This window comes from Actinomycetospora succinea (genome assembly GCF_004363095.1).
Taxonomy (GTDB): domain Bacteria; phylum Actinomycetota; class Actinomycetes; order Mycobacteriales; family Pseudonocardiaceae; genus Actinomycetospora; species Actinomycetospora succinea.
This window is the reverse complement of sequence record NZ_SNYO01000010.1, coordinates 132,303-154,909: the sequence shown is the minus strand read 5'-3', so window position 1 is coordinate 154,909 and position 22,607 is coordinate 132,303. Positions and strand designations below refer to the sequence as shown.

General features: G+C 74.9%; 26 protein-coding genes and 1 tRNA gene. 18 read left to right on the top strand and 9 right to left on the bottom strand.

What is annotated here, in order from left to right:
• Nucleotides 1-31: 31 nt before the first annotated feature.
• Genes EV188_RS26025 through EV188_RS26010 form a run of 4 tightly spaced genes read right to left on the bottom strand, consistent with a single transcriptional unit; the run spans nucleotide 32 to nucleotide 2,301 of the window.
• A complete protein-coding gene (locus tag EV188_RS26025; protein WP_133829233.1) occupies nucleotides 32-223 on the bottom strand; it encodes a hypothetical protein in 192 nt (63 codons plus the stop codon).
• A 10-nt stretch (nucleotides 224-233) separates the two neighbouring features.
• Nucleotides 234-842: a hypothetical protein gene (locus EV188_RS26020; protein ID WP_133829232.1), complete on the bottom strand. Its 609-nt coding sequence runs from the start codon at nucleotides 840-842 to the stop codon at nucleotides 234-236.
• The gene (locus tag EV188_RS26015) at nucleotides 839-1,381 is read right to left on the bottom strand and encodes a peptidase associated/transthyretin-like domain-containing protein (protein WP_133829231.1); all 543 of its coding nucleotides are present in this window, start codon (nucleotides 1,379-1,381) and stop codon (nucleotides 839-841) included. Before EV188_RS26015 ends, EV188_RS26020 begins: the two co-directional genes overlap by 4 nt.
• Before the next feature lie 17 nt (nucleotides 1,382-1,398).
• Entirely contained in the window at nucleotides 1,399-2,301 is a 903-nt protein-coding gene (locus EV188_RS26010) for a nicotianamine synthase family protein (protein WP_166660081.1), read from the bottom strand.
• Between the two features lie 81 nt (nucleotides 2,302-2,382).
• On the opposite strand from EV188_RS26010, the gene EV188_RS26005 reads away from it, so the two are divergent.
• From EV188_RS26005 to EV188_RS25990, 4 genes are all read left to right on the top strand, one after another.
• Nucleotides 2,383-2,754, top strand: coding sequence for an ArsR/SmtB family transcription factor (locus EV188_RS26005; RefSeq protein WP_243742004.1), 372 nt, complete (start codon nucleotides 2,383-2,385; stop codon nucleotides 2,752-2,754).
• A 10-nt stretch (nucleotides 2,755-2,764) separates the two neighbouring features.
• Nucleotides 2,765-3,874 (top strand): adenylate/guanylate cyclase domain-containing protein, encoded by a 1,110-nt coding sequence (locus EV188_RS26000; protein ID WP_133829229.1) that lies wholly within the window; start codon nucleotides 2,765-2,767, stop codon nucleotides 3,872-3,874.
• 19 nt (nucleotides 3,875-3,893) lie between these two features.
• The gene (locus EV188_RS25995; protein WP_133829228.1) at nucleotides 3,894-4,415 is read left to right on the top strand and encodes a VOC family protein; all 522 of its coding nucleotides are present in this window, start codon (nucleotides 3,894-3,896) and stop codon (nucleotides 4,413-4,415) included.
• 98 nt (nucleotides 4,416-4,513) lie between these two features.
• Nucleotides 4,514-5,416, top strand: coding sequence for an NAD-dependent epimerase/dehydratase family protein (locus tag EV188_RS25990; RefSeq protein ID WP_166660080.1), 903 nt, complete (start codon nucleotides 4,514-4,516; stop codon nucleotides 5,414-5,416).
• A 118-nt stretch (nucleotides 5,417-5,534) separates the two neighbouring features.
• Here the strand turns inward: EV188_RS25990 and EV188_RS25985 are convergent, their stop codons facing one another.
• The 4 genes from EV188_RS25985 to EV188_RS25970 all read right to left on the bottom strand — a co-directional run bounded on the left by EV188_RS25985 (nucleotide 5,535) and on the right by EV188_RS25970 (nucleotide 9,415).
• On the bottom strand, nucleotides 5,535-6,485 hold the full coding sequence (locus tag EV188_RS25985) for a DUF262 domain-containing protein (protein WP_133829226.1): 951 nt from the start codon (nucleotides 6,483-6,485) through the stop codon (nucleotides 5,535-5,537).
• 149 nt (nucleotides 6,486-6,634) lie between these two features.
• Nucleotides 6,635-7,411: a crotonase/enoyl-CoA hydratase family protein gene (locus EV188_RS25980; RefSeq protein ID WP_133829225.1), complete on the bottom strand. Its 777-nt coding sequence runs from the start codon at nucleotides 7,409-7,411 to the stop codon at nucleotides 6,635-6,637.
• Nucleotides 7,408-8,166: an SDR family NAD(P)-dependent oxidoreductase gene (locus tag EV188_RS25975; protein ID WP_133829224.1), complete on the bottom strand. Its 759-nt coding sequence runs from the start codon at nucleotides 8,164-8,166 to the stop codon at nucleotides 7,408-7,410. Before EV188_RS25975 ends, EV188_RS25980 begins: the two co-directional genes overlap by 4 nt.
• Before the next feature lie 61 nt (nucleotides 8,167-8,227).
• Entirely contained in the window at nucleotides 8,228-9,415 is a 1,188-nt protein-coding gene (locus EV188_RS25970) for an MFS transporter (RefSeq protein WP_166660079.1), read from the bottom strand.
• Nucleotides 9,416-9,480: 65 nt separating this feature from the next.
• Between EV188_RS25970 and EV188_RS25965 the strand changes: the two genes are divergently transcribed.
• The 5 genes from EV188_RS25965 to EV188_RS25945 all read left to right on the top strand — a co-directional run bounded on the left by EV188_RS25965 (nucleotide 9,481) and on the right by EV188_RS25945 (nucleotide 12,681).
• Complete coding sequence (locus EV188_RS25965) at nucleotides 9,481-10,365, top strand: SDR family oxidoreductase (RefSeq protein ID WP_133829222.1); 885 nt, start codon at nucleotides 9,481-9,483, stop codon at nucleotides 10,363-10,365.
• A gap of 23 nt (nucleotides 10,366-10,388) precedes the next feature.
• Nucleotides 10,389-10,844, top strand: coding sequence for a MaoC family dehydratase (locus EV188_RS25960; protein ID WP_133829221.1), 456 nt, complete (start codon nucleotides 10,389-10,391; stop codon nucleotides 10,842-10,844).
• Nucleotides 10,845-10,971: 127 nt separating this feature from the next.
• The gene (locus EV188_RS25955; RefSeq protein WP_133829220.1) at nucleotides 10,972-11,847 is read left to right on the top strand and encodes an esterase/lipase family protein; all 876 of its coding nucleotides are present in this window, start codon (nucleotides 10,972-10,974) and stop codon (nucleotides 11,845-11,847) included.
• Between the two features lie 114 nt (nucleotides 11,848-11,961).
• Nucleotides 11,962-12,243: a WhiB family transcriptional regulator gene (locus EV188_RS25950; RefSeq protein ID WP_133829219.1), complete on the top strand. Its 282-nt coding sequence runs from the start codon at nucleotides 11,962-11,964 to the stop codon at nucleotides 12,241-12,243.
• A 27-nt stretch (nucleotides 12,244-12,270) separates the two neighbouring features.
• Nucleotides 12,271-12,681, top strand: coding sequence for an OsmC family protein (locus EV188_RS25945; RefSeq protein ID WP_133829218.1), 411 nt, complete (start codon nucleotides 12,271-12,273; stop codon nucleotides 12,679-12,681).
• Between the two features lie 4 nt (nucleotides 12,682-12,685).
• Here EV188_RS25945 and EV188_RS25940 read toward each other — a convergent pair whose 3' ends face one another.
• Nucleotides 12,686-13,051 (bottom strand): nuclear transport factor 2 family protein, encoded by a 366-nt coding sequence (locus EV188_RS25940; RefSeq protein WP_133829217.1) that lies wholly within the window; start codon nucleotides 13,049-13,051, stop codon nucleotides 12,686-12,688.
• Between the two features lie 113 nt (nucleotides 13,052-13,164).
• Here EV188_RS25940 and EV188_RS31955 point away from each other — a divergent pair, with 113 nt between their 5' ends.
• The 9 genes from EV188_RS31955 to EV188_RS25900 all read left to right on the top strand — a co-directional run bounded on the left by EV188_RS31955 (nucleotide 13,165) and on the right by EV188_RS25900 (nucleotide 22,421).
• Complete coding sequence (locus EV188_RS31955; RefSeq protein WP_166660078.1) at nucleotides 13,165-13,323, top strand: hypothetical protein; 159 nt, start codon at nucleotides 13,165-13,167, stop codon at nucleotides 13,321-13,323.
• 82 nt (nucleotides 13,324-13,405) lie between these two features.
• A complete protein-coding gene (lon, locus tag EV188_RS25935) occupies nucleotides 13,406-15,721 on the top strand; it encodes an endopeptidase La (protein ID WP_133829216.1) in 2,316 nt (771 codons plus the stop codon).
• A 1-nt stretch (nucleotide 15,722) separates the two neighbouring features.
• Nucleotides 15,723-16,040 (top strand): winged helix-turn-helix transcriptional regulator, encoded by a 318-nt coding sequence (locus EV188_RS25930; protein ID WP_133829215.1) that lies wholly within the window; start codon nucleotides 15,723-15,725, stop codon nucleotides 16,038-16,040.
• 155 nt (nucleotides 16,041-16,195) lie between these two features.
• Nucleotides 16,196-17,941 carry a sensor domain-containing diguanylate cyclase gene (locus EV188_RS25925; RefSeq protein ID WP_133829214.1) on the top strand — a complete coding sequence of 582 codons (1,746 nt, stop codon included), beginning with the start codon at nucleotides 16,196-16,198 and terminating at the stop codon, nucleotides 17,939-17,941.
• Nucleotides 17,938-18,576 (top strand): rhomboid-like protein, encoded by a 639-nt coding sequence (locus EV188_RS25920; protein WP_133829213.1) that lies wholly within the window; start codon nucleotides 17,938-17,940, stop codon nucleotides 18,574-18,576. Before EV188_RS25925 ends, EV188_RS25920 begins: the two co-directional genes overlap by 4 nt.
• Nucleotides 18,577-18,650: 74 nt before the next feature.
• Nucleotides 18,651-18,725 (top strand) — tRNA-Leu (locus EV188_RS25915).
• Between the two features lie 241 nt (nucleotides 18,726-18,966).
• Complete coding sequence (locus EV188_RS25910; RefSeq protein ID WP_133829212.1) at nucleotides 18,967-19,596, top strand: ANTAR domain-containing response regulator; 630 nt, start codon at nucleotides 18,967-18,969, stop codon at nucleotides 19,594-19,596.
• 258 nt (nucleotides 19,597-19,854) lie between these two features.
• Entirely contained in the window at nucleotides 19,855-21,045 is a 1,191-nt protein-coding gene (locus EV188_RS25905; protein ID WP_166660077.1) for a branched-chain amino acid ABC transporter substrate-binding protein, read from the top strand.
• A 173-nt stretch (nucleotides 21,046-21,218) separates the two neighbouring features.
• On the top strand, nucleotides 21,219-22,421 hold the full coding sequence (locus tag EV188_RS25900; RefSeq protein WP_133829210.1) for a branched-chain amino acid ABC transporter substrate-binding protein: 1,203 nt from the start codon (nucleotides 21,219-21,221) through the stop codon (nucleotides 22,419-22,421).
• The last annotated feature ends 186 nt before the right edge of the window (nucleotides 22,422-22,607 follow it).

Genomic DNA, 22,607 nt, shown 5'->3' with positions numbered 1-22,607 from the left:
GGCTCCTGCGGAGTCCTCGGGGGGTTACCGCTCAGTCGCTCCCGCGCCGCGCCGGGAACGTCAGCAGACCGGGCACGCGCCCGACGCCCGGCGCCCGGGACGTGCCCGGGGCCTCGTCGCGCAGACGGCGGAGCAGGTCGGTCACCGGCCGGCCGGCGTCGTGGGCCGCGGGCCGGACGCGGTCGGCGCTCACGAGGTCGGCGAAGATCGGTGTCGGCTCCACCCCCGCGACGCTAGCCGTGCTCGTCCGCTCCCGGACGGACGCGCCCACGGTCGTGCGCCATCGCGTCCCCCGACCGGAGGACGGCCACCAGGCGGACCACCACCCCGACGACCCCGAGGCCCCCGAGCGCGAGCAGCACCACGGTGCCCCACCCGTCGAGCGCGCCCTGGATGAGGATCGCGTGCCCGACGCCCAGCACGACGACGAGCCCGGCGAGGCTCCCGTGGACGAACCGCCACGTCGGCGCCGACCAGCGCAGACGCCGCCGCAGCACCCCGAGCAGCGTGACCACCGCGAGCAGGACCATCGCGAAGAGCGCCATCCGCGCCCGCGTCGGCCCGTCGAGCGACATCGAGTACAGGGCGTCGTCGGGGCTCTCGATCAGCAGCGCGACCACGTGCGCCGCCACGAGCACGGCGATGACGCCGCCCACCCGGACGTGCGCGCCGACCCGCCGCCGCGTGAGCCAGGGCTGGGCGGCCAGCGCCGCGACGGCGACGCACGCCGTCAGCGTGGACACGAGGAGCGCGGGGGAGGCCCGATCGAGGTGGGGCGCGGCGAGCGCGAGCACGAGCAGGAGCACCCCGCCGAAGGCGGCGGCCCCGACGAGGAGCCTCACGACGCGGGCGCCAGCACGAGGTCGACGACCGCGAGGGTGTCGTCGGCCTGCAGGACCTGGCGCTGCCACACCGACGCGTACGGGCTGCCGTCGACGTCGTGGGCCACGTGGACGTTGGGCTCGCCGAACTGGACGACCACCGGGTCGCTCACCACCCGGTAGCGCCCGTCCGGGTCGGTGAGCACGGTGGTGCGGTTCTCCCGCTCGCTGCCCAGCGCGGTCTGCAGCCACACCTGGACCCGCACACCGGGCAGGGGACGGCAGGCGGTGTCGCGCACGAGGCCGGTGATCACCAGGCCGCGGCCCAGCGGCACGTCGAGCGGGGCGTCCTCGCGGTAGTTGTTGCGGCCGCCGGGGTTGGTGACGGTCGGCGCGCACGTCGCGCCGGGCGCGGCGGCCGGCAGGACGGGGGCGGCCTGCGCCCCCACCTGGCGCGCGCCCGTCCCGGACTCGTCCGAGTTCCACAGGGCCGCGGCGATCATCGCCACGAGGAGCACGACCGCGCCGACCGCGACGGGATGGGGGCGGGTGCGGGGCACGGGTCGAGCATGCCCGCTCACGCGGGGACGCGAGCGAGCACCACCGAGTTGACGACGTCGGTGTGCGGGTGCAGCACGGCGACCGGCTCGAGCCCGCCGAGCCCGTCGTCGGCGACGTCGAGCACGGGGTAGAGCAGGCCGCGCAGGGAGTGCGCGCTGCGGGCGAGGACGGTGGCGCCGGGGCGCATCCGGTCGCGGACGTGGGCGAGCGCGGCGGCCTTGTCGTCGGGGGCGAGGCCGACGAGCGCGGCGACGCACACGAGGTCGTAGCCGGCGAGGTCGTCGAGGGCGAGGACGTCGCCCTCGGTGACGGTGACGTCGTCGCCGAGCGTGCGGGCCAGCGCGCCACCCAGGGCGACGGCCTCCGCGTCGACGTCGACGGCGTCGACCGCGACGCCGTGGCGGGCGAGCAGCAGCGCCGAGAGCGGCAGCGGGCCCGACCCGACGAACAGGGCGCGCCGGGGTGCGAGCGGGGCGTGGCCGGCGACCGCGTGGTACTCGATGCGGGTGAGGTCGCGGTAGTTCTGCAGGTAGGGGAAGCGCTCGAGCTCCGCGGCGGGGTCGGGCGCGGCGAGCACGCGGCGGGCCCAGGCCCGCTCGAGGGCGTACTCGCCGCTCGCACATCGGGCCCGCAGGTCGGGCAGGCGTCCCGCGAGCTCCGGGTCGGCGAGCACGGCGTCCACGACGTGCGCGGGCCGCGGCGTGATCGCGAGGCCGACGAGGCGGGTGAACAGCGCGTCGGTGCCCGGGCCGGGCTCGAGCGAGGGCGCGGCGACGAGGGCGTCGTGCAGGGCGAGGATCTCGGCGAGGAGCGCGGTGTGCTCGGCGACGGAGCCGCACGCGCGGACCGGGAGGCGTGGACCGACGCCGCGCGTCCGGCCGGCGGAGCGCGTGATCGGGCGGTCGTACGGGGTGCTCATCCGAGTGGACCTCCACCAGCGGGGCGTCGTCGGCCGAGAGCCCATGGAACACGATCTCTCTGCCTGGCACGATACGTAAACGTGTACGCAACTGACAACGTCGGATCGCCCGCCGGACCCTTCGCGGACCTCCCGGCGCCCGAGCACGTCGACGTCGCGGTCGAGGGACTGCGGATGCTCGCGGACCCGACGCGGTTGCGGATCCTGTGGCTGCTCTGCGGCGACGAGCTCGACGTCTCGACGCTCGCCGAGCGTCTGGGGGCGACGCGGCCGGCCGTCTCGCAGCATCTCGCGAAGCTCCGCCTCGCCGGGCTCGTCACCCAGCGGCGTGCGGGACGTCACGTCCTGTCCCGGGCGCGCGACCACCACGTCGGCGACCTGCTCGAGGTTCTCGTCCACGACGCGGGACACCGTCGGGCGATGACCGCGCACCCGCGGGAGGCCCAGCCGTAGGGTCCGCCGCGTGGGGGAACCGGAGGGGCAGCTGGGCGAGGTGGTGTCCGCGCTCGCCCTCGGCCGGACGGCGGCACAGGTCGTCGACGCCGAGGGGCGCCTGGCGTGGGTGTCCGACCAGATGCAGCTGCTCGCCGGGGTCGACCAGGACACCGACCTCGGGCTCGGCCGGCACCTCGACGAGGTGCTCGAGCGGGAGCTCTGGCACGACCTCCTCACCCCCGAGGCCGCCGAGACCCTGCGCAGCGAGCTGCACCCGCGGCTCCGGGACCCCGCGAGCACCCCGCTGTGGGTGCTCTCGCTCGACCTGCGGGTCGGCGGGCGGCAGCGGAGCGTCGGCATGCTCGGGGTGACGCTGCGCCACCAGGACGGGAGCCCGCTCGGGGCGGTGCTCATCTACGCCCCGCTGCTGCCGGCGCGCGTGATCGCGCTGGTCACCGAGGGCGACGAGGCCATGTTCGAGCGCATGGCCGACCTCTCCGAGCCCGCCCAGCGGCCGGCCGCGGTGGTGTTCGCCGACATCGACGGGTCGGGGCCGCTGTCGCGCCGCCTGCCGACGCCGGTGTACTTCGAGCTGATCCGCGGCGTCACGACCGCGTTCGACGAGCTCGTCGCGCGCCACGGCGGCATCGCGGGCAAGCACGCCGGGGACGGGGCGAGCGCCTACTTCCTGCGGGACTCCCACGGCTCGGACGCCGCGGCCGCGGCCGCCGCACTGCGTGCCGTGCAGGAGCTGCCGGGCGTGGTGGCCGACGTCGTCGCCGACCTCGCGGAGAGCGGGGCGGAGGTCCGCGCCGAGGACTGCCGCATGAACGTCGGCGCGCACTGGGGCGCGGACCTGTTCATCGGCCAGATCGTCACCGGCGGGCGGCTCGAGGTGACGGCGCTGGGCGACGAGGTCAACGAGTGCGCGCGCGTCGAGCAGGTCGCGACCGGGGGCCAGCGCCTCGTCACCAAGAACCTCGTCGAGCGCCTCGACGAGGACGCGGCCGCCGCGCTCGGTCTGCGCCCCCGCGGGATGACCTACCGGATGCTCGCCGAGCTCACCCGCGACGGCGGGGCGGCCGGCGGGAAGGCCGAGCGGGACGCCGGGTCGCTGGCGGTCCACGATCTCGGTTGAACGGTCTACGGTTCCGGGCATGAGCGCCGACAAGAGTTCCCTGATCAGCGAGGACGAGCGGCAGCGGCTGACCGAGGCGCGCGACCGCATCCGCGAGGAGTTCCTCCACGCGCGCGAGAACCGCCCGCCCTCGACCGGCAAGGGCATCCACCACACCGCGCTGGTCTGCCGCGACGTGCGCACGACCGTCGAGTGGTACCAGAACGTCGCGGGCTTCCCGGTCACGGTGCTGTTCGAGAACCGCGACCTCGCAGGCTCGACGCACTTCTTCTTCGACGTCGGCAACGGCAACAACCTGGCGTTCTTCGACCTGCCCGGCGTCGACCCGGGCCCCTACGCCGAGGTGCTCGGGGGCCTGCACCACATCGCGATCTCGGTGCCCGGCAGCCAGTGGTACGGGATCAAGCGGCGCCTCGACGAGCGCGGCACCGAGTACATGGTCGAGTCCGAGGTCTCGATCTACACGCACGACCCCGACGGCGCGCGCGTGGAGTTCATCATGGACCCGCTCGGCGAGATGTACGGCGAGGACACGATGTAGGACCGGTCCCTCTCGGTACGAGCGATGCGGCTTCGCTGGTATGTGAAGCCAGGATCGCCACATCCTCGCCGAGCGACACGCCGTGCGAGGCTCGGCCGGTGAAGGTGCTGGTGACGGGGTCGGCGGGGCTGGTCGGGCACGCGGTGCGCCGGCGCCTGGAGGCGGCGGGCGTCGAGGTCGTGCCCGTCGACGTCCAGCGGTGGTCGTTCGACGGGGTCGAGCAGGTCGAGTGCGATCTGCTGGACCGGGACGCGGTCGAGCGGCTGGTCGACGCCGAGCGCCCCGCGGCCGTCGTGCACGCCGGGGGCGTCTCGGGGCCGATGGTGTCCGCCGACGACCCGGCGCGGGTGGTCGACGTCAATCTCATCGGCACCACCGCCGTCCTGGAGGCCGCGCGGCGCCACGGGGTGTCGCGGTTCGTCTCCTGCTCCTCGATCGCCGCCTACGGCATCACGGCGACGCGGAGGGTGGTCGAGGAGACGCCGCTGCACCCGGCGACCGTGTACGGCGCGACGAAGGCGGCGGGGGAGCAGCTGGTCGAGGCCTACCGCCACCGCTACGGGCCCGCGGGCGCGTCGTTGCGCCTCGTCGCGGTGTTCGGGCCGCGCCGGCGCACCGACTGCCTGATCCGGGACCTGCTGGTCGACGCCGCGGCCGGCCGCACGACGCGGGTCGGGCTGCCCGCCGACGCGCCGCAGCAGTTCGTCTCCGTGGACGACGCCGCCGACGCGGTGGTCGCCGCCGTGCACGCTCCGGACGCGGTCGGGGCCTACAACGTCGCCGGCGACCGTCCGCGCACCGTCGCTGAACTGGTCGACGCCGTGGCCGCCGTCGAGCCGCGCGTGCGCGCCGAGCTCGACCCGCCCGACCCGGCGGCCGCGTCGCGCTGGCCCGGCACGCTCGACCTGTCCGCGGCGGCCCGCGACCTCGGCTGGGCGCCGCGGGTGGACTTCGGCGCGGCCGTGGCGGCCTATCGCGACTGGCTCGCTACGCACGCCTGACCGGCGTGTCGCGCCGGCGAGGATGTGGCGATCCTGGCGGTAGACACCAGCGATGCCGCATCGCTCGCACTTCTCGAGTGCGCACCGCCGAGCCGGGCGAGCCGGACGAGCCCGGGCGTCAGGCGGGCGGGGAGAGGTCGTTGCGCGCCGCGCTGGCGCCTTCGCGGAAGCGGTTGAGGTGCTCGCCGACCGTGTGCGGGTCGGGCGTCGGCCCGGGGCGCGCCCGCGCCGGGGCCTGGACCGCGCCGGGGGCGAGGCGCGCGGAGGGCTGGCGGATCGGGAGCCCGGCGGGCGTGAGCTCGACCGTCGACTCGCGCAGCGCGGCGCGGGCGGCCTCGTGCCCGCTGTCGGCGGGGGAGGACCAGGTCGGGGCCTCGGAGGTCCCCTCAAGGAACCACGCGGACAGCTCGTCGAAGATCGGCTCGGCGTCCGACGACCGGCGGTGCGCCCCGGCCGACCGGTCCGGCGGGCTCGTCTCCACCGGCCGGAAGGACTCGCCCGGCTCGCGGGCCGCGGGCAGCCGCGGCGCCACTGGTGCCGCAGGAGGAGGGGGCGGCGGCGGGACCGCGGGCGGGGGAGTGATCGCGGGAGGAGCCGGAGCAGCCGGAGCCGGCACGGGCGCCGCCGCCCGGTACGCGGGCGTCGTCGGGTCCCAGCGCGACATCAGCTCGCGCACCTCGCCGTCGGCGTGGCCCGGCACCCGCACGACCGGGACGCCGTAGCGCCGCACGCGCCGCCGGAACCGTTCGGGGAGCTGGCTGAACAGGAGCCCGTCGAGCTGCTCGAGGTACTCGCCCGCGGCCGGCGTCGTGCCGGCGACGGGCACCTCGTCGCGGGTGAAGCGCCACAGGGTCCGCAGGCGCTCGCGGCCGTCGAGCAGGACGTCGGACTCGTCGTCGCTCGCGATGACGACCGGGGGGATCGGCCAATTGCGCAGCACCGTGTCGACGAGGAGCTGCTGGCGCCGCCGGTCCCAGCCGCCGTCGGCGTCCCACCCGGTCTCGATCTCGCCGCTCGCGATGCGGGTGAGCAGCACCTCGGCCTCGACGACGGCGTGGTCGAGGTGCATGCGAGGCCTCCCGGGGCGGGTGGTTCCCTCCGGCGCGCCCGTCCTGTCGGGCGACGGTCCCGCATCGTAGGCGAGAACGATGCCCCGTCGGGGCTCGTGAGTGATTCGGGTCGTGCCGACGACCCGAATCACTCACGAGGGCGCAGCCCCTAGCGGCCCTTCCACTCCGGCGCGCGCTTCTCCGCGAACGCCGCGGCGCCCTCGCGGGCGTCCTCGCTGGACAGCACCGGGCCGAGGATCTTCCCCTGGCGCTCCCACATCTCCGCCGCCGACCACGACGCCGACTCGACGATGACCTGCTTGCTCGCCCGCACGGCGAGCGGGCCGTTGGCGCCGATCCGGGCCGCGAGCTCGCGGGCGCCCTCGAGCGCGCCGCCGGGCACGGTCAGGTGGTTGACCAGGCCCCACCGGTGCGCGTCGGCGGCCGACATCGGGTCGCCGGTCAGCGCGAGCTCCATCGCGACGGTCCGCGGGATCCGCGTCGGCAGCCGCATCAGCCCGCCCGCGGCGGCCGCGAGCCCGCGCTTGACCTCGGGGATCCCGAAGCTCGCCTCCTCGGAGGCGACGACCAGGTCGCACGAGAGCGCCAGCTCGCAGCCGCCCGCGAGTGCCGGCCCCTCGACCGCGGCGATGAGCGGCTTCGACGGCGGACGCTGGGTGATGCCCGCGAACCCGCGGTCGCCGATGTGCGGGCGCTCGCCGCGGAGGAAGGCCTTGAGGTCCATGCCGGCGCTGAAGAACCCGCCCGCGCCGGTGAGGATGCCGCTGACCAGCGCGTCGTCTCCGTCGAGCTCGTCGAGGGCGTCGGCGATGCCCTGGGCCACCGCGGTGTTCACCGAGTTCCGCGCCTTCGGCCGGTCGATCGTGATGACCAGCGTGGTGCCGTCGCGCTCGGTGCGCAGGACGGTCTCCTCCGCCGAGCTCATCGCGGAGCCATCCGGATCGCGCCGTCGAGGCGGATCGTCTCGCCGTTGAGCATCGGGTTCTGCAGCATCGACACGGCCATCTGCCCGTACTCGGCGGGGTCGCCGAGCCGGCGCGGGTTCGGCACCGAGTCGCCGAGCGCCTTGCGGACGTCCTCGGACAGCGTCGCGAACAGCGGGGTGTCGAACAGGCCCGGCGCGATCGTGTTGACGCGGACCAGCTTCGAGGCGAGGTCGCGCGCGGCGCACAGGGTCATCGACACGACGCCGCCCTTGGACGCCGAGTAGGCCATCTGCCCGATCTGGCCCTCGAACGCCGCCACCGACGCTGTCATGATCATCGCGCCGCGCTCCCCGTTGACGGGCTCGGTGCGGGCGATCGCGGCGCCGCCGAGGCGCAGGGCGTTGAAGGAGCCGAAGAGGTTGACGCGGATGACCCGCTCGAAGGACTCCATGTCGCCCGGGTCGCCGTTCTTCTCCACGACGCGGGTGAGGCTGCCGATGCCGGCGCAGTGCACGAGCGCGCGGAACGGGCCCGCCGCCTCGGCCGCGGCGACCGCGGAGCCCAGGGCGTCGGCGTCGGTGACGTCGGCGGCCACGAACTCGCCCCCGAGGTCGGCGGCGACCTCCTTGCCGTTCGACGACGGCAGGTCGGCGACGACCACGCGGCCGCCCGCCGCGGTGATCGCCTTCGCGGTCGCCAGCCCGAGGCCGGACGCGCCGCCGGTGACGAGGGCCGAGACGCCCTGCAGATCCATGATCAGGTCCCTTCGTGGACGGTGACGTGGACCGCACCATAAACGGTCAGCGCTGACCGTGTCACCGGGCCCGGCTGCCGGTCCGCGTGCCGGTGACGAGCGCGGCCACGACCGCGACGAGCAGCGTGATCCCCGCGGCCACCCCGATCGCGGCCGCCGGCGCCACCCGGTCGATGAGCACGCCCGCGAGCGGCGAGGCCAGCGTGGCGCCGACCATCAGCGCCGAGCCGTGCAGGCCCGTCGCCACGCCCCGGGCGTCGTCGGGGGCCAGCCGGCCGACGGTCTCGGCGGCCGCGGCGAGCGCGGGCGCGCAGAAGGCCCCGGCCGGGACGAGCAGCAGCGTGAGCATCCACCACGGCCCGCCGAGGGCGACCGGGAGCGACCCGAGCGCGAGCAGCCCGAGCAGGACCGCGGTCGGCGGCGGCCGGCGCGCGGCGCCGTAGATCCACCCGCCGACCAGCGACGCCGCGCACCAGACGGTGTTGGCCAGCGCGAACCACGCGGTCTCGTCCCGGGCGGTGAGCATCGCGACGACGGACAGCTCGGTCGCCGTGAGCATGAGGATCGCCGCGGCCGTGGACCCGAGCGCGACGAGCATCGCCCCGCGCAGCCACGTCCGCACCGGCGGTGGGCGCTCGCCCGGCCGGGCGCCCCCGCGGCGGACCGGCGGGTCGAGCCACCCGAGCGCGACGGTGGCGAGGACGAACGCGGCGCCGACCAGCCACGGCCCGGTGCCCGGCAGCGTGAGGACCACGAGCGTCCCGAGGGCCGGGCCCACGGCGTAGGCGACCTCGGTGGACATCGCGTCGAGGGCGAACGCCGGGCGCTGGTGCTCGGCGGGCACGGACGCCGCCAGCGACTGGCGCACCACGGCGAACGCGGGCGGCGCCAGCAGCCCGGCACCGAACGCGGTCGGGATCAGCGTCGTGGCGTCGAGGAGCGGGACCAGGCCCCAGAAGACCGCCTGGGCGAGGCCGCAGAGCACGAGCACCCGGCGCAGGCCGAACCGGTCGACCAGGCGGCCCACGAACGGCGCGAACAGCGCGATCCCGGCGGTGATCGCCCCGCCGACCAGCCCGGCCGCGGCGAACCCCCGGTCGAGCCCGATCGCCACGTGCAGGGTCAGGACGACGCCGGTCGCGGTGACGGGCAGGCGCGCGGCGAACCCGATGACGTAGAGCGGCGCGAGGCCCGGGAGCCCGAGCACCCCGCGGTAGGTGGCGACGCTCCCGCCGACCGCTCCCGCCACGTCTCCATCATCACCCACGGGGACAGGTCGTTTCCGGGACGAGGGCCACGGGGCACCTGCGGCCCATGAGCGAGCCGCCCGTCCTCCCCACCGCCACCTACGCCGTCACCGGCGCCTCCGGCCACCTCGGACGCCTCGCGGTCGACGCCCTGCTGCGCCGCGGCGTCCCGGCCCGGAACGTGTTCGCGCTGGTCCGCAGGCCCGACAAGGCCGGGGACCTCGCCGATCTCGGCGTCGGGGTCCGCGAGGCCGACTACGACCGGCCCGAGACCCTCGACGCGGCGCTCGAGGGCATCGAGCGCCTCCTGCTCGTGTCCAGCCCGACCGTCGGCCACCGCGTCGAGCAGCACACGAACGTCCTGCGCGCCGCCGACGCCGCCGACGTCGGGTTCGTCGTCTACACGAGCGTGCTGCACGCCGACGAGACCGAGCTGGCGCTCGCGCCCGAGCACGCCGCCACCGAGGACGCCCTGCAGGGCTCGGGCCTGCCGTTCGCCGTCGCGCGCAACGGCTGGTACACGGAGAACTACACCGGCCGCCTCGACGAGTACCTCGCGCGCGGGGAGATCGTCGGCGCCGCCGGCGACGGGCGGGTCTCCGCGGCCACCCGCGCCGACTACGCCGAGGCCGCCGTCTCGCTGCTCACCGGCGACATCGCCGACCAGCAGGGCTACTGGGAGCTCGGCGGCCCCGCGTTCTCGATGGCCGACCTGGCCGCGACGATCACCGAGGTCACCGGCACGCAGGTCACCTACCGCGACCTCGCGCCCGCGGAGTTCACCGACGTCCTGCGCAGTGCGGGGATGGACGAGGACACCGCCCGCTTCGTCACCGCGCTCGAGGAGTCGACGGCCAAGGGCGAGCTGGAGACCGACAGCCCGGCGCTGGAGAACCTCCTCGGCCGCGCGCCGACGTCCCTCGAGGACGCGGTCCGGGCCGCGCGTCTGTAGGTCACCGCTGTAGCTTCCGGGTCATGGAGACCTTGCACGGGCGCGAGGAGCTCCTCGCGTCGCTGGGCCGCGAGCTCGGGCCGGGGGAGTGGCTGGAGATCGACCAGGGCCGCATCGACGGGTTCGCCGACGTCACCGGCGACCACCAGTGGATCCACATCGACCCCGAGCGCGCGGCCACCGGCCCCTTCGGCGCGACCGTCGCGCACGGGTTCCTGACGCTCTCGCTCGTGCCGCTGCTCCTCGACGGCATCCGGCGGGTCGAGGGCACCCGGATGGGCCTGAACTACGGGCTGGAGCGCGTCCGCTTCCCGTCCGCCGTGCGCTCCGGCACGCGGGTCCGGGCGCGGTCGACGCTGATCGACGCCACGGAGGTCGGCGACGACGGGCTGCAGCTGGTCACGCGCGTGACGATCGAGGTCGAGGGCTCGGAGAAGCCGGCCTGCGTCGCCGACGTGGTGACCCGCGCCTACTTCTGAGCCCCGGCGCGGTGCCGCGTTCGGGGCACCTCGGATGATCTCGCGGTTGCGACGACCGGGCGACGGGTACCAAACGGTCGTCCGGTCGACGCGTCGGGGCGTCGCCGGGGACGAGGAGGTGGTCCCGATGGACACCGCCGGATCGACGCCGTCGCGGCGTCACCAGACCGAGACCGACTCCACCTCGGGGGTCGCCTCCCTGCCCTGCCCGTCCTGGTGGCTCACCGTCACCGACCTGGGACGGGCCACCGCCGAGATGGCCACGTGGCACGCCGTGCGGCACGTCCTGCCCGGCGGCGGCCGCGGCGACGGCCGCCCCGTGCTCGTGCTCCCGGGGTTCCTCACCAGTGACCTCGCCACGGCCGCCCTGCGCGCGCACCTGCGCACCCGCGGGTTCCACACCCACCGCTGGACCCTCGGGCTCAACCGCGGGTTCACCGACGACATCCTCGACGGCCTGCTGGACCGGCTCGACGAGCTCCACGCCCGTCACGGGCAGCCGGTCGCCATCGTCGGCTGGAGCCTGGGCGGGCTCATGGCCCGCTGGCTCGCCCACGTCCGCACCGACGCCGTCGACCGGATCGTCTGCCTCGGCTCGCCGTGGCGTGCCGAGGCGGAGGAGAACCGCGTGACCGCGGCGTTCCGCGCCGCCGAGCGCCACTGGGGCTTCTCCGCCGACACGCAGGGCGTCATGGACCTGATCCGGCAGCCGGTCCCGGTGCGCTCGGTGGCGGTGTACTCGCCGTGGGACGGACTCCTGCACGGCGACGGCTGCCGCCAGGACGACGACGACCTCTGCGAGAACGTCGTCGTGCCCGGCAGCCACTGCGGGCTGACCCACAACCCCGCCGCCATGATCGCCGTCGCGGACCGGCTCGAGGCGCGCCACGAGGACCGCAGGCCCTTCGCGTGGCCCCGCGCGGTCTCCCGCGGGTTCGCCGGGTCGTCCCGGCGCCGGCCGGCTCCGGTGCCCGCGACGGTCCCGGACGCCGCCGCGGCCTGAACCGGCCCGGATTGCCCTCACCGTCCCGCGGCACACCCCCGCGCCGGGGAGACGGGGATCTCACACCGACGCTCGGCGCCGAGGTGTACGACAGTCGGTAGGAGGTGTGCATCAATGGCTGATGTGTCCCGGCTCCCGTGGGCGATCACCGACCACTGGGACTGGCAGGTCCACGCGGCGTGCCGCGGTATGAACTCGGAGCTGTTCTTCCACCCGGACGGCGAGCGCGACCCCAAGCGCAGCCGTCGCGTGGCCGAGGCCGCGCGCATCTGTGCGAGCTGCCCGGTGCAGGAGCCCTGCCGCGACTGGGCGCGGCGCGTCAACGAGCCCTACGGGATCTGGGGCGGGGAGAGCGAGCAGGAGCGGCGCGCGCACGCCGGGCGCGGCCACCACTAGGAGGTCCTCCGTGCCAGGCTGGTGACCATGGACAAGCCCGCGGTGTGGGCCCGTGGCCGCCTGGCCGACGGCGACGGTCGCGTCGTCTGCGTCGACGTCAACGGCCTGTCGGTCGACTGTGCGGTGCCGGCGGAGCACGGCGAGCCCGACGGGGCGACCTCCTACGGGTTGCTCGCCGCGTCGCTCTCGTCGTGCACCGCGATGTCGGTGCGCACGTTCCTCCAGCGCTTCGGCGTCGACGGCTCGGCGGTCGAGGTCGACGTCGCGTTCGAGCCGGGGCCGCCGCCGGTCCTGCACCGGCGGGTGGGGCTCACCGCCGACCTCGACACCGACCACCGCGCCCAGCTCTCGGCCGTCGTCGACAGCACGCCGGTCACGGTCCTGCTGCAGGACGCACTGGTGATCGTGACCCGGCTCGACGTCGTCGCGCCCGGCTGATCCGTCACCCCTCGGTGCCGTCGAGCAGGGTGTGCAGCCGGACGATGCGGCTGTCCCGCGCGAGCGCGATGTCGGTCCCGGACACGACGGTGCCGCCGTCCCCGGGGCCGAAAGCCCAGGTCAGCACGCCGAGGTCACCGCTGACGCGGACCGGGGCGGTGGCGCGGAAGATGAAGTCCTCCGGCGCGCCGGCCAGCAGCGCGGCGACCTTCTCGTCCACCGCGTCGCGGCCGTGGACGGCGCCCTCGGGGTCCTGGAACAGCACGTCCGGGTCGTAGAGCTCGGCGATGACGGCACGCCGCCGCTCGCCGTCGCGCTCGCCGAACACCTCGAGCAGGTTGCGGATCAGCAGCTCGTCGACCATCGCCATGCGCCGATCATGCCGGGGGTCACCGAACGGGGGACCGCGGCACCGGTGTCGCGCCCACGGGCCGGGGGCAATCTCGGACGTCCACGATCGATTCGTCGACGAAGGAGTGACGGATGACCCCGAGCAACACCGTCGCGGCGCTGCGCGCCCACGAGAACGCCCGCCTGCCCGCGGAGGCGTACGACGGCGGGATGCGCCCCGCCGCCGCCCGCGCCCGTGACGCGGATCCGCAGGTCACCGCCCGTCCGCAGGACGGGCACGACACCGAGTAGGACGTCCGCTCGCCCGCCCCGGAATACCGTAGCCACTTCAACACTTGTAGCTGCTATCAAGCACGAGTGATGGGGTGACGAGATGACCGAGCTGTTGCTGGTCCCCGTCGACGACAACGTGGTCTTCCCGGGCATGACGGTGGTGGTGCCGGCCGCGGAGGTCGGACCCGTCGAGGCGGGCGAGCAGGTCCTGCTCGTGCCGCGGCACGAGGGGACGTTCGCGACCGTCGGCACGATCGCCGACGTCAGCGACCGCACCCGCCTGCCGAACGGGGTGACCGCCGTCCAGCTGACCGGCGTGAGCCGTGGCCGGGCGGGGACCGGGCGCACCGACGAGGACGGGCGCCTGCGCGTCGACGTGACGGCCCACCCGGACGCCACGGAGCGCGACGGGCGGATCCGTGAGCTGGAAACGACCTACCGCGCGGTGGTCGAGGAGGTCCTCGAACTGCGCGGCGACGACGGACGCGGTGCCGGGTTCCTGCGCGGCATCGACGAGCCCGGCGCGCTGGCCGACACGGCCGGCTGGGCGCCGGAGATTCCCTACGACGAGAAGGTGTCCCTCCTGGGGACCCTCGACGTCCGCGAGCGCCTCGAGCTCGCCCTGCGCCTGCAGCGCGAGCGGCTCGCGGAGCTGCAGGTGCGCAAGTCGCTGCGCGAGGACGTCGAGTCCGGCGCGGCGAAGCAGCAGCGCGAGTACGTGCTGCGCCGTCAGCTGGAGGCGATCCGCAAGGAGCTCGGTGAGGGCTCCGACGAGTCCGGCTCCGGCGACGACTACCGCGCCCGGATCGCCGAGGCCGGCATGCCGGACCACGTGCGCGAGCAGGCCGAGCGCGAGCTCGCCCGCCTCGAGCGCGCCGGCGACCAGTCCGGCGAGTCCTCGATGATCCGGACCTACCTCGACTGGCTGCTCGCGCTGCCCTGGTCGCAGCGCTCCGAGGAGCAGCTCGACCCGACCGCGGCGCGCGGCGTCCTGGACGCCGACCACACGGGCCTCGAGGACGTGAAGGACCGCATCGTCGAGTACCTGGCCGTCCGCAAGCTGCGCGCCGACCGTGGCGTCGAGGACGACAAGAAGGCAGGGACGATCCTGACGCTGGTCGGGCCCCCGGGCACCGGCAAGACGTCGATCGGCGAGTCGGTCGCGCGGGCGATGGGCCGGGAGTTCGTCCGGATGTCGCTCGGCGGCGTCCGCGACGAGGCCGAGATCCGCGGCCACCGGCGGACCTACGTCGGCGCCCTGCCCGGCCGCCTGGTGCGGGCCCTGCGGGACGCGGGCACGATGAACCCGGTGATCCTGCTCGACGAGGTGGACAAGGTCGGCGCCGACTGGCGCGGCGACCCGTCCGCCGCGCTGCTCGAGGTCCTCGACCCGGCGCAGAACCACGCGTTCCGCGACCACTACCTGGACGTCGAGATCGACCTGTCCCAGGTGGTGTTCCTGGCGACGGCGAACCAGATGGACACGATCCCCGGTCCGCTGCTCGACCGCATGGAGGTCATCTCCTTCGACGGCTACACCGTCGAGGAGAAGGTCGCGATCGCGCGGGACCACCTGCTGCCCCGCCAGATCACGAGCGCCGGCCTGACGGTCGACGACGTGACCGCCGACGAGTCGGCGCTGCGTCTCGTGGTGTCCGAGTACACCCGCGAGTCCGGCGTCCGCCAGCTCGACCGCTCGCTGGGCAAGCTGACCCGCAAGATCGCGACGGAGGTCGCGTCGGGGTCGGGTCCGGTCGTCGTCGACACCGACGTCGTGCGCACGCACCTCGGCCGGCAGCGGTTCTTCACCGAGGCCGTCGAGCGGACCGCGGTCCCCGGCGTCGCGACCGGCATGGCCGTGACGGGCGCGGGCGGCGACGTCCTGTTCATCGAGGCCGCCTCGATGACGGGCGACGAGGGGCTGGTCCTGACCGGCCAGCTCGGTGACGTGATGAAGGAGTCGGCCCGGATCGCCCTGTCGTGGGTGCGCTCGCACGCCACGGAGCTGGGCATCGCCGAGGACGCGTTCACGGGACGCTCGTTCCACGTGCACGTCCCCGCGGGCGCGATCCCGAAGGACGGGCCGTCGGCCGGCGTCACGATGGCGACCGCGCTGGTGTCGCTGCTGACGGGCCGCCCCGTGCGGCACACCGTCGCGATGACCGGCGAGCTGACCCTGCAGGGCCGGGTCCTGCCGATCGGCGGGGTGAAGCAGAAGGTGCTGGCCGCGCACGCGGCGGGCCTGACGCAGATCGTCGTGCCGGAGCGCAACCGCGCCGACCTCGACGACGTCCCCGCGGACGTCGCCGGGCAGCTGGAGTTCCACCCGTCGATGACCATCACGGAGGTCCTCGACGTCGCCCTCGAGCCGGCGCCGGAGTCGATCTCCGAGCCGGCCCTCGAGGCGGCCGCCTGACATGTGCTCACGGGAGCCGGTCCCGCCCGAGGTGCGCGCGCTGACGGCACTGCTGGAGCGACGCTGGTCGCTCTCGGTGCTCTACGCCGCGCACCTCGGTGCGGTCCGGTTCTCGGAGTTCGAGCAGGCCCTCGGCCAGGTGCCGCCCGCGACGCTCGCGGCGCGCCTGGCCGATCTCGAGTCCGCGGGGCTCATCGAGCGGCGGGTGCTCGACACCCGCCCGCCCCGCACCGAGTACGCGCTCTCCGCGGAGGGCCGTCGCCTCGCGCCGTTGCTGGAGGCGCTCACGGCGTGCAGTCGCGACCGGGGCCATCCCTGAGTTCCGGTCACGCTGCGCTGTCCGGACGGGGACGACGTCGACCGGACAGCGCAGCGCCGGTAACGTCCGATCCGTCGTTGGGGGGCGACCACCGGTGAGCATCGCGGCCACCGGTCGTGCGCCCCGGTCGGCCGCGGATCCCCGGGAGGAAGGGCGTGGCGCCTCCGCTGCGTGTGGGCACCGAGGTGCAGCGCCTCGGTGCCGTCGTGGCGATCGCGGCCCTGGTCATCGTCGTCATCAACGTCGGCCGGCTGTCGTACTCCGCGCTGGTCACCGTACCCGCGGGTGACGACCTGCGCGCCGGCCTCCTGGCGCTGGAGGACTCCCAGGACGCCGTGATGGGCACCGACTCCCTCCTGCGCGGCTACCTCGCGACCCGCGACCCCTACTTCGTCGCCCAGGCCGCCACCCGCGCGCCGGAGATCGGCGCGGCCGAGGGGGCCATGCTGGCGACCCTGGACACGCCGTCGGTCTTCCCGCGGGTCCTCGAGCTCGTCACGACCCAGCGCGAGTGGCAGGCCGGGTGGGTCGGCCGGATCCAGACGGTGCCGGCCGAGCGCATCCCCGAGTTCGTCGCCCAGGGGGACCAGCTGATGCGCGACTACCGCGCGGCGAGCACGGCGACGCGCACGGCGCTCCTGGAGGACATCCGGAGCCAGGACAGCGCGGTCCGCGTGCTCCAGCGCTCGCTCATCGTCGTGACGGCCCTGGTCGCGATCGCGGCCCTGGTGGTCGCGCTGCGGGCCCGGCGACGGCTCCTCTCCCACGTCGTCGCCCCGGTCGACGGGCTGCTCGCGGCGGTCCGCGGCATCAGCGAGGGACGCCTCACGCCACCGGAGCCGGTGGAGGGGTCCGCCGAGCTGGTCGCGCTGCGCGACGGCATCACCGACATGACCGTCGCCCTGCGCAAGGAGCGGGACGAGACGGCCGCGCAGGCCGAGCGCCTGCAGGTCCGCACGGAGCGGCTGCGCACCATCCTGATCATGACCCGCGAGATCGCGGGCAGCCTCAACACCCGCTACGTCGTCGACGCCACCGTCCAGGCCGCGGTGGCCGTCACCGACGGGCGGGTCCTGCTGTGGCTGGTGCTCGACGACGGCAGCGCCCTCGAGCTGGCGCACGACTCCGACCGGGGCTCGGTGTCGCCGATGGAGGAGGACTGCCCGCTCGCCGTCGGCGTGGTCGGCCGCTCGGCGCGCTACGGGCAGATCTCGCGGGGCGACCCGGAGGCGGGGGAGGACCCGGCGGTGGCGGTGCCGATGGTGGTCGGCGCCCGCGTGATCGGAGTCGTCGAGTGCTACCCCTCGCCCGACGGCGAGGTCGACGGGCAACGGCTCTCGTCGGTGGAGATGCTCGCGACGCTGGCGGGCTCGGCGATCGAGGCGAGCCGCCTGCACGCCGCCACCGAGCGGCTCTCGGAGTTCGACCCGCTCACCCAGCTCGCCAACCGCCGCCGCCTCGGCGTCGACCTGGACCGGGCCGTGGCCGACGCGAAGCGGTGGTCGGTACCGATGTCGGTGATCATCCTGGACCTCGACCACTTCAAGGAGCTCAACGACCGCTACGGCCACCAGCAGGGCGACGTCGTGCTCCAGGAGGTCGCGGCCGTCCTGCGCTCGGCCCTGCGCGACGGCGAGACCCCGTACCGCTGGGGCGGTGAGGAGTTCGCCGTCCTCGTCCCGACCCACGGTCCCGACGAGGCCACGACGCTGGCCGAGCGCCTGCGCGTGCGCGTCGAGGAGGACTTCCGGCGCGGCGACAAGCAGCTGCTCACGGCGTCGTTCGGCGTGGCCGGGCTGCCCGAGCACGCGGGCGACGGCGAGGCCCTGCTGAGCGAGGCCGACCGCGCGCTCTACGCGGCGAAGAACGCCGGCCGCAACCGCGTCCACCGCGCCGGGTGACCGCTCTGCGCTCGTACCTGCGCGCGGGTCCGGTGACCGCGTCGTACCTCGGGGTGCTCGTCGCGACCCACGTCGTCCTCGCCGCCACCGGCACCGGCCCGGCCGCCCGGGCGTGGAGCAGCACGAACGTCGACAACCTGCGCGACCACCCGCTCGGCGCGCTCGCGACCAGCCCGTTCCACCTCGGCAACAGCGGCACGATCACGCCGGGCACGGTGGCCATCGTCGGCGTCGGCGTCGGCGGCGCGCTCTGGTGGCTGGAGGGGAGCCGCGGCGTCGCGACGGCCGCGGCGGCGTTCCTCGGCGGTCACGTCGGGGCGACGCTGGCGACGGTGCCGGTGGTCCTCGCGGGCGTCGATGCCGGCGTGTACCCGGCGTCGGCGCTCTCCGCGGTCGACGTCGGCGTGAGCTACGGCGCCCAGGCCGCGGCGGCCGCGGCGACGATGCTCCTGCCGCGGCGGGTGGCCCTCGCGGGCGCCGCCGTCGTCGTGGGCTGGCCGCTGCTCGACGCCGAGTGGACCGGGTGGTGGCCGGACGTCACGTCGGTGGGCCACCTCGTCGCCGCGGGGATCGGGTTCGGGGTGGGCGCCGTCGCCCGGCGACGGGCACCGTCAGCAGGCCGGAAGCCTCGCTGATCATGCGGAACGTGCCCCTCGCGGTGCCCGGAAGGCGGTCGAGCCCGCCGTCTATGCTTCGTCGACAGGAGCCTGCCCCCGTAGCCCAATTCGGCAGAGGCCGCGGTCTCAAACTCCGTCCAGTGTGGGTTCGAGTCCCACCGGGGGCACCGCGTCGTTCGTGACGCAGCACGTGTTACCGCTCTCTGGCGAGGCCAGCGTCACCGTCGGGAGAAGGCGTTCCGCCAGGTACTCTCCTGAATCGAAACGGCCTGCTCCGACGGTGCTCCGGACGGGCGGGTCGGCCGTTCCTCCCGAGGCCTCACCGGGGCGGCCCCACGAGGGACGGCGCGACGAGGCGTGAGGTCCGCCGGTGCCCGGCACCCCGGACCACCCGAGGAGGAGCCGCTCATGAGCCAGTCGGCCGACACGATCAGCGAGCCCGAGAGCGCTCCGGAGACCGGGACCCCGACCGGTCTGCGCGTGGTGGTCGCCGAGGACGAGGCGCTCATCCGCCTCGACCTCGTCGAGATGCTGCGCGAGGAGGGCTACGAGGTCGTCGGCGAGGCCGGCGACGGCGCGGAGGCCGTGCGCCTCGCCCGCGAGCTCCGCCCGAACCTGATCATGATGGACATCAAGATGCCCGGCACCGACGGGCTCGAGGCCGCGCGCACGATCGCGGGGGAGCGGCTGGCCCCGGTGGTCATGCTCACCGCGTTCAGCCAGCGCGAGCTCGTCGAGTCCGCCCGCGACGCCGGCGCGATGGCCTACCTGGTCAAGCCGTTCTCGAAGACCGACGTGGTGCCCGCCATCGAGCTGGCCGCGTCGCGCTTCGCCGAGGTCGCGGCGCTCGAGGCCGAGGTCGCGGGCCTCACCGAGCAGCTCGAGACCCGCAAGGCGGTCGAGCGCGCCAAGGGCCTGCTCATGGCGAAGAAGAAGATGTCCGAGCCCGACGCGTTCCGCTGGATCCAGCGCACGGCGATGGACCGGCGCACGACGATGCGCGCCGTCGCCGACGCCGTGGTGGAGACCTTCGGCTGACGCTACGCAGCGTGTAGCACCCGGACGGGTGGCGCACGCTCACCCACGCGCGTGCCCGGCCGCTGACCTGGACAGACGCGTGCATGCCCTCCCCTGCGCGGCCCTCACTCGGCCGTGACCTACCGTGGGCACCCGGCCACGCACCGGACACGGTGCTGCGCAGTGGGCACACGGCAGGGGGCGAGGCGAGTGATCGCGGGACGGCGTCGTCGGGTCGGGTTCCGGGAGACGGAGCGGAGCGGAGCTCGACCCATCGGCGTGGCGGCGGTGGGTGCCGCGCTCGCCCTGGTGCTCAGCGGCTGCGGGGGATCGGGCGGGTCGTCGGGCGACGGCGGCGACTGCGACACCGGTCGCGGCACGCTCGTCGTCGGTCTCGTGGCCCCGCTCTCCGGCGAGCTCTCCTCGGTCGGGCTCGGCATGAAGAACTCCGCGGACCTCGCCGTCACCCAGGCCAACGCCCGCTGTGCCGTGCCCGGCTACCACCTCGCGGTGCAGAGCCAGGACGACCGCGCCGACCCGGCGACCGGTGCCGCCGCGGCGTCGACGCTGGCGAAGGACCCGTCGCTGATCGGCGTGCTCGGGCCGTTCAACTCGTCGGTGGCGCAGGCGGTGCAGCCGGTGCTGAGCGACGCCGGGATCGTCCAGATCTCGCCGGGCAGCACGTCGACGTCGCTGACCCGCGGCGCCAACGCGGTGACGGCGCCGCTGCGGCAGTACCAGACGTTCTTCCGCACCGTGGCCACGGACGGCGTGCAGGGTCCCGCCGCGGCGAGCTACCTCACGCGCACCGAGAACAAGCGCCGCGTCGCCGTCGTCTCGGACGGCAAGACCTACGGCGAGGGCATCGCCGACGAGTTCGCGAAGCAGCTCGCGACCGAGGGCGGGCAGGTCGTCGCCCGCGTGACCGCGGCGCCGGGCACGGGACGCGACGCCGTCGTCTCCCGCGTCGCGGCCGCCCGGCCGGACGCGGTCTTCTACGGCGGCGAGTACCCCGAGGGCGGACCGCTCTCGGCGGCCCTCGCCTCGGCGGGCCTCAGCGTGCCGGTGGTGGGCGGCGACGGCATCGTGAACCCGGGCTACGTCACCGCCGGCGGGCGCGAGGGCGACCTCGGGACCTCGGTCGGGCCGCCGCCCGAGACGCTGCCGGCCGCGCGGGGCTTCGTCGACGCCTACCGGCAGGCGGGCTACCCCGACAGCATCGGCTCGTACGGCGCGTCCACCTTCGACGCGACGAACGTCCTCGTCGACTCGACTGTCCGGGCGCTCGGGGAAGACGGCGACTGGTCGCCGGCGCGGCGTCCCGACGTGGTCCGGTCGGTCCAGGGCTTCCACGGCGACGGCATCACCGGTCCGCTGTCGTTCGACCGCTTCGGCGACGTCAGCACCGACGCGGTCACGGTCTACCGCGTGCAGGGCGGGCGGTGGACGGTCGTCGGTCCCGCGGACTGATCCCGCGAGCCGATCTCCGCAGGTCGTCGACCGGATCTCCAGCGGGATCGGTCGTCACGGTGCGAACACGACAGCGCAGGCGCTTGCGCGGCGGGGCTCACACGCCTATACCTTCCACACCCGACCGGGCGAGCGTTCACGCGAACCCGACGTGATTCGTGACGGAGGTGGACGTGATCCGACGACGGCTCGCAGCCGCGGGTGCGCTCGCGGCGGCGGTGGCGCTGGTCCTCAGCGGCTGCGCCAACCAGGGGGGTGGCCAGCAGCAGGGCGGCGGCCCGGCGGCCGGTGCGCCGAGCCAGCCCAGTGACGCGGCGCTGCCCGCGGGCAACGGTCAGGGGCGCTGCGCGCCCGGCACGTCGATCGGCTACGCCGGCACCATCGCGGGGCAGAACGCCGCGCTCGGCATCGCCATCGTGAACGCGGCCCAGCTCGCGGTCGACCAGCACAACGCCGCGAACCCGAACTGCCAGGTGACCCTGGTGCGCGCGGACACCGGCGGCACGCCGGACACCGCGGTCGGGCCCACCACCGGGCTGATCAACAACCCGGCGGTCCTCGGCATCGTCGGCCTGCCGTTCTCCGGTGAGTCGCGCGCGATGGGCCCGGCCCTGAACGCGGCCGGCCTGGTCAACATCACGCCGTCGGCCACCAACCCCGGTCTGACGCAGAACGGCTGGACCAACTTCTTCCGCGGTCTCGGCAACGACGCGGTCCAGGGCCCGGCCGTCGCCGGCTACATCCAGAACCGGCTCAACGCCGCGAACGTCTGCGTCATCAAGGACGACTCGGACTACGGCATCGGGCTCGCCGGCACGGTGACCCAGGCCCTCGGGCCGCGAGCGAGCTGCCAGATCGACGTCAAGACCAACCAGCGCGAGTTCTCGGCGATCATCGGTCAGGTCCAGCAGGCCAACCCGCAGGCGATCTTCTACGCGGGCTACTACCAGGAGGCCGCGCCGCTGATCCAGCAGCTGCGCGACGCCGGGGTGCAGACCACCTTCATCGGCCCCGACGGCGTGAAGGACGAGCAGTACGTCGTCAACGCGGCCGGCTCGGCCGACGGCACGCTGCTGTCCTGCCCGTGCGTGCCGCAGGAGGGCTTCACCGACTTCTCCAACGCGTACCGCCAGGCGTTCAACGTCCCGCCGCAGACCTACTCGGCGGAGTCGTACGACGTCACGACGATCCTGCTCAAGGGGATCGACCAGGGCGCGGCCGACCGGGCGGCGCTGCTGAACTACGTGCGCGGCTACCAGGGCCAGGGCCTCACCAAGCGGTTCCAGTGGGGGCCGACCGGTGAGCTCACGAGCACCCCGGTCTGGATGTACAAGGTCCAGGGCAACCAGATCGTCACGGACACGCAGATCGGCTGATCACTCCGGTCCGGCACTCTCGGCCGCGTCCCCGCGCACCGTCGCGCGGGGGCGCGGCCGTCGGGTGTCGGACCCCGGTGTCCGACCCGGGCCCGCCCTGCCGGACACTCCCACCCTCCCGTGCCCGCGACACCGCAGGCGCCCGACGCATCCGGGGAGCGCGTCATCGCATCCGTCCTCGATCCG

Coding starts and splice junctions, on each gene's coding strand:
- EV188_RS25985 (WP_133829226.1), bottom strand. CDS start 6,485: ATGCACCTCGACCACGCCGTCGTCGAGGCCGAGGTGCTGCTCACCCGC.
- EV188_RS26010 (WP_166660081.1), bottom strand. CDS start 2,301: ATGAGCACCCCGTACGACCGCCCGATCACGCGCTCCGCCGGCCGGACG.
- EV188_RS25945 (WP_133829218.1), top strand. CDS start 12,271: ATGGACAAGCCCGCGGTGTGGGCCCGTGGCCGCCTGGCCGACGGCGAC.
- EV188_RS25910 (WP_133829212.1), top strand. CDS start 18,967: ATGAGCCAGTCGGCCGACACGATCAGCGAGCCCGAGAGCGCTCCGGAG.
- EV188_RS25950 (WP_133829219.1), top strand. CDS start 11,962: ATGGCTGATGTGTCCCGGCTCCCGTGGGCGATCACCGACCACTGGGAC.
- EV188_RS25930 (WP_133829215.1), top strand. CDS start 15,723: ATGTGCTCACGGGAGCCGGTCCCGCCCGAGGTGCGCGCGCTGACGGCA.
- EV188_RS25975 (WP_133829224.1), bottom strand. CDS start 8,166: ATGGATCTGCAGGGCGTCTCGGCCCTCGTCACCGGCGGCGCGTCCGGC.
- lon (WP_133829216.1), top strand. CDS start 13,406: ATGACCGAGCTGTTGCTGGTCCCCGTCGACGACAACGTGGTCTTCCCG.
- EV188_RS25995 (WP_133829228.1), top strand. CDS start 3,894: ATGAGCGCCGACAAGAGTTCCCTGATCAGCGAGGACGAGCGGCAGCGG.
- EV188_RS25980 (WP_133829225.1), bottom strand. CDS start 7,411: ATGAGCTCGGCGGAGGAGACCGTCCTGCGCACCGAGCGCGACGGCACC.
- EV188_RS25940 (WP_133829217.1), bottom strand. CDS start 13,051: ATGGCGATGGTCGACGAGCTGCTGATCCGCAACCTGCTCGAGGTGTTC.
- EV188_RS25960 (WP_133829221.1), top strand. CDS start 10,389: ATGGAGACCTTGCACGGGCGCGAGGAGCTCCTCGCGTCGCTGGGCCGC.
- EV188_RS25955 (WP_133829220.1), top strand. CDS start 10,972: ATGGACACCGCCGGATCGACGCCGTCGCGGCGTCACCAGACCGAGACC.
- EV188_RS25965 (WP_133829222.1), top strand. CDS start 9,481: ATGAGCGAGCCGCCCGTCCTCCCCACCGCCACCTACGCCGTCACCGGC.
- EV188_RS31955 (WP_166660078.1), top strand. CDS start 13,165: ATGACCCCGAGCAACACCGTCGCGGCGCTGCGCGCCCACGAGAACGCC.